This window comes from Microcystis sp. M49636_WE2 (genome assembly GCF_030065375.1).
In the GTDB taxonomy this organism is placed as follows: Bacteria; Cyanobacteriota; Cyanobacteriia; order Cyanobacteriales; family Microcystaceae; genus Microcystis; species Microcystis aeruginosa_C.
In genome coordinates this window covers 1-4480 of sequence record NZ_JASJFG010001102.1, presented here as the reverse complement: position 1 = coordinate 4480, position 4480 = coordinate 1, and the positions used below count along the sequence as shown (strand labels likewise).

5 protein-coding genes are annotated in these 4480 nt (G+C 44.5%); 1 reads left to right on the top strand and 4 read right to left on the bottom strand.

Annotated elements, in window-relative coordinates; translation table 11 throughout:
• The 4 genes from PX484_RS25495 to PX484_RS25480 all read right to left on the bottom strand — a co-directional run.
• A partial coding sequence (locus tag PX484_RS25495; protein ID WP_288106233.1) for a DUF948 domain-containing protein occupies positions 1-351 on the bottom strand: 351 nt, incomplete at its 3' end.
• Positions 352-711: a YtxH domain-containing protein gene (locus PX484_RS25490; RefSeq protein WP_002761233.1), complete on the bottom strand. Its 360-nt coding sequence runs from the start codon at positions 709-711 to the stop codon at positions 352-354. It lies immediately after the preceding gene.
• Between the two features lie 633 nt (positions 712-1344).
• Complete coding sequence (glsA, locus tag PX484_RS25485; RefSeq protein WP_002761234.1) at positions 1345-2361, bottom strand: glutaminase A; 1017 nt, start codon at positions 2359-2361, stop codon at positions 1345-1347.
• 98 nt (positions 2362-2459) lie between these two features.
• Positions 2460-3563 (bottom strand): glycosyltransferase family 4 protein, encoded by a 1104-nt coding sequence (locus tag PX484_RS25480; RefSeq protein ID WP_288106230.1) that lies wholly within the window; start codon positions 3561-3563, stop codon positions 2460-2462.
• A gap of 569 nt (positions 3564-4132) precedes the next feature.
• Between PX484_RS25480 and PX484_RS25475 the strand changes: the two genes are divergently transcribed.
• On the top strand, positions 4133-4480 hold a 348-nt coding region (locus PX484_RS25475; RefSeq protein WP_288106227.1), incomplete at its 3' end, for an MFS transporter.

The following is a 4480-nucleotide window of genomic DNA, read 5'->3' as shown; positions in this document are numbered from 1 at the left end:
AGTATTCCAAGCGACTTTAAAACCGATCAAGAGGCGACGGCTGCCACGATCGAGCTTGCTAAGACCAGCTTTAGCACTACCGAGACTGCGATCGACTCCCTGAACAACTTGGCGGGTACTTTTGACCCCTTCATCTATATTGTCGGTTAATTCGCTGATTTCTGCCCCTGTCAGGCGAATTGCTTCTAGAGTCGGGGGAAATTCCCGATGGAGGGTATCGAACAATTTTTCGGCACTCCGGGCTGCCCGGGCTAACTCTTGCAGAGCAGGTAAAGCGGCGATGAAAACCGCCGTTAAACTAACGGCGACTAGCAGTAAAGAACATCCTAGCCAGAAAATAGGTTCGGTCATTTAGTAGTGATTCGAGTGTTGATTATCGCCCTGGGGGGATTCTTGCGAGTCAGGGGAGGGATTGTCCGTGGCTAGACTTTGACTAGCTTCGATTCCGGCTGTCACCGCCTCTTTTAATCTCATTAAAGTATCATCCCAATTACGCCGGGCCGATTCCGATAGGCGATCGGCCTGTAATTGCATCGTCGTGGTCAGATCTTCGGCTAATTCAGGCAAAGCCCGGGCGGATTTTTGCAGAATTCGACGGGTTTCTTTTCCAGATCTCGGCGCTACTAATAAACCCGCCACTGCCCCGATCGCACTGCCCACTAAAACCCCGACGACGAATAAGCCACCGTTACCGTTATTTTTATCTGCCATAGGATTGCCCCTGTACTTAATTCCCAATTTTACGAGGAATTACACTTCTCTTGTGCAGTTTCTTCGGCAAAAATTTTGACCTGTTGCTCTTGGTAAGCAGCAACAGACCTAGAAGGGATAAATTGAGAAAAAACTAGCGATCGGGGAAAACCTGATTTTACGGCTGACTTTGAGCCAATAAGGGAGTGAAAAAGAAGAACCTCTGGGAGTCTTGCCGTGTTTCGACCCCAAAGGTTCTTCTTATACTGAACTTATACTCCTCACACGATATTTATATTACACACAATCCGCTGCTTTTGTCAAGAGGTTTACGAAATTTTTTCCACAGACCTCTGGCCAAATTAATTTTCTATGGCCGGTAGGCGCTCTTGCTGGGGACAGTTAAGTAGGGTTTGCGGCAAAAAGTTTTTCCTGGGGGCAGGTGGGGTGTGGGGTTTTATCGATTTTCAGGACAAAAGTAAAGTTAACTGTGGGGTAAGAAGAACGTAGGTTGGGTTGAAGCATGAAACCCAACGCCCGATTATGTTACGCTACCGCTAACCCATCCTACAAATAATTGTACCTCCCTACTTATCAGACTAAATCCTGTTTAAAAGCTATGGCAGAGTGGGGAGAGGGAAGTAGGGGGTGGTATCAACTATTGCCTTCAAGCCATGTTTTTAAATCTCGTTCTGGTTTGGCCACATTGAATAAATGTAAACCAAAATCCTCTGAAATATCTTGACAAATTTTCACTCCTCTGATGCTGTTGCCTTTTTCATCTAAAAGGGGCGAAAAAGTCCCAATTCCCAACTGATGGGGAACTACTGCCGTAATTCCGCCCCCGACACCGCTTTTTGCTGGTAATCCTACCCGATAGGCCCATTCTCCTGAAGCGTCGTACATTCCACAGGTAAGCATAACACTGATCACATCTTGAACGTAGTGTTCATCGATCGCCCGTATTCCTGTGATTGGGTTGACACCCCCATTAGCTAAGGTAGCAGCCATCAGGGCTAAATCGTGAGCATGGACGAGAATGGCGCATTGTTGACAGTAAAGATCGAGGGTTTCTTCAATTTTATCGCTAACCATGCCAAAATTTAGCATTAGATAGGCCATGGCCCGATTGCGATTGCCGGTGGATTTTTCCGAGAGAAAAACGGGGACATTAATCTCGTGATCCCTGCCGGTATAGCGTTTAAACATTTCTAAAATACGTTTTAGCCTTTCGGTGGCATTCTGTCCGGTGATTAAATCCGTGGTAGCGATCGCACCAGCATTAACCATAGGATTATAGGGACGATTGGTTTTTTCATCGAGAATAATCGAGTTAAAAGCTTCTCCGGTGGGTTCAACCCCGACTTTACTATTAACGTATTCTCTTCCGTGATCTTCTAGAGCTAATCCAAAGACAAAAGCTTTAGAAATTGATTGTACTGTAAAGGTTTGCTGACAGTCTCCCACCTCAAAAATCTGACCGTCAGTGGTAATTACCGAAATACCAAACCATTGTGGAGCTGCTAGGGCTAATTCAGGAATATAATCGGCGATCTTACCCGTCTGTAAATCAGAGTATTTGTCGTGAAGATAGTTAAGATAGTTGCGAAAAGGATAGACCAACTTTTGACCAGAATTGACCGGACTAATAAAATCTTTTGGGGAAGCCATAGAGGAGTATAGCAGTTATCTTAATAATGAGTGACAAAGTTGTGGTTTTGGCTAGTCAGTGGCCGGTATTGAGGAGACGATGCCCAATGAAGTTATAATTAGATTAACTGCCGTAATTTTGCCTGTAAAGTCTTTTTGCCGAATTTAGTTACAGTTTGTTGACGCAACCATTGCGGGTGACAACGTTGATCCTGACCTGGCAAAATTTCTAAACAAGCTTGAGCCACCTTTTCGGCATCTCGATAGGGAACGCGCCACCCCACCAAACCATCCTGCAGCGGCTCTGCTGAACCGTCCTCATCTCCAGAAATCACGGGAATACCACAGGCCATGGCCTCTAGGTAAACAATCCCGAATCCTTCCCGGGAGGGCATAACGTAAGCATCGGCTAAACGATAATGGTCGGCTAATTCCTCCGTCGGGACAAAACCCGCGAAAATTACCTGTTTATCCACTCCTAACTGCTTGGTTAAAGCTTCTAACCTGGGGCGATCGTCCCCACGTCCAATGACTAGATATTTTACTTCGGGATAAGTCTCTAGAATTGTCGGCAGGGCCCGAATGGTAACATCTACCTCTTTATGGATATCCCCCGACCACAACCGTGCCACTGTTAATAAAACTTTGGCATTTTCCGTATCATATTTTTTGATTAATGTCAAGGACTTTTCACCTAAATTAAACTTTTCCTCATTCACCACACAGGGGAGAATTGCTACTTTTTTGGGATCGATAGCGTTAGCCTTACACATAAGATCGCGAGTGTAACGGCTAATTGTCCAGATCGATGCGGCCGCTTGCAGGGCTTGTTTTTGGGAATTTGGTAAAGGTTCCCAGACTTCATTGCCGTAGGTGAGGACGGTGTAGGGTATGCCTAAAGCTTGACAGTAAAGACGGGTGAGAGGAGCTAAATTTATATGACCACAAAAAACCCGTTGGGGACGTTTCCGGAGGAGAGAAACTAGAAACTTAAGGGCTAATTGAATGCGTCCGAGAGTTGCTGAGTTATTTTTCAGGTAATGAAAGGTAATACCTTGATTTTTGAAAGGATTAGGACAATCAGGGGCATCCCGCAGTAAAAAAACCTCGGCCGCCTCGCAATCGGGCAAAGTGAGATAAGCTTGCAGGACATCCTTGATATAGGATTGAATACCGCCTTCTTGGGAAAAAATCTCTAAAAATAGGAAGATATGAGGCATCATAGAACGTCAGCGTCAAAAAGTTTTAGGTTTGGCGAAAAAATTTTCCCCGATCTCTTATCTGTACTATCACACTTTCTTGATCTATTTCGATCGTCTCCCCAGTAATAGCTCCTAACCGCTAACAGTCCGAAAAAGAACAATCTGGGCGATCTTCTCGCTTGTAAGTAGGGAGGCACAATTATTTGTAGGATGGGTTAGCGGTAGCGTAACCCATGCGGGAGTTGGGTTTCATGCTTCAACCCAACCTACGTTCATCTTATATTTAATTCCACCCACCTACTTAACTGCCAGAATAAGGGGAATTCCGATGCTGATAGCTAAAATAACTGATATTAGTCAGTTTAGCTCATAATGCTGGTCAAGGCGATAGATAAAAAGTGAAGGACGGGGAAATAGTCAGAATTTTCCGGGATGCCAAAGATCAAGCTATTTCTTTGTCCCTTGTGTCATCGGGGAATCTTCCCTTTTAACGCTAGATATTTTCAGGAATTACTAGAGACAAAAAAAATTAAAGTTCCTCAACTGCTCCCAGAACAGTTAAGCTTATTTTAGTCTCTATAATTGCTTTTATGGCTCATTTGACTTCTGAAAGACTCAATTTAACCACAAAAATCGCCTATGGTGCGGGGGATTTGGGACCGGCTATCACTGCCAATATCTCGGTATTTTACCTGCTATTTTTCCTCACTGATGTGGCAGGATTACCAGCAGGATTAGCTGGTAGTGTGCTGATGGTGGTGAGAATTTTCGACGCTATTAACGATCCGATTATTGGCATGTGGAGCGATCGAACTCGTACTATCTGGGGTCGTCGCTTACCATGGATGTTATTGGGGTCGATTCCCTTCGGAATTAGCTATTTTTTACTGTGGTTAATCCCGACTAATAACCAATTATGGTTATTTTTATATTATATT